Source organism: Bacillus pseudomycoides DSM 12442, from assembly GCF_000161455.1.
GTDB lineage: Bacteria > Bacillota > Bacilli > Bacillales > Bacillaceae_G > Bacillus_A > Bacillus_A pseudomycoides.
The window spans coordinates 5,700,818-5,701,104 of the sequence record NZ_CM000745.1; the positions used below are offsets into that span (position 1 = coordinate 5,700,818).

The 287-nt window shown below is 35.9% G+C and carries 1 protein-coding gene; it reads right to left on the reverse strand.

What is annotated here, in order from left to right:
• On the reverse strand, positions 1-287 hold a 287-nt coding region (locus tag BPMYX0001_RS28805; RefSeq protein WP_033799568.1), incomplete at both ends, for an amino acid permease.

Here is a 287-nt window from a genome sequence, read left to right on the forward strand (position 1 = left end):
GATACACCAACCATCGCAAATGTTAATAACGCTCCAATATTCGCTAAATTCGACAATTCTTTTAAATCGATAAATCCAGCAATTAAAGCACTACCAATCCCTGTTAACCAAGTTGAAAATGTTGGTGCTTCTGTCTTCTTGTTAATTTTCGCAAAAGATTCTGGCAATAAACCGTCACGACTCATTGCAAAGAATACACGTGTTGTTGCGTAAATATAAGCAAAAATTACAGCCATAATACCAATTACAGCTCCAATAGCAATTACACCAGCTACTTTATCTTGTCC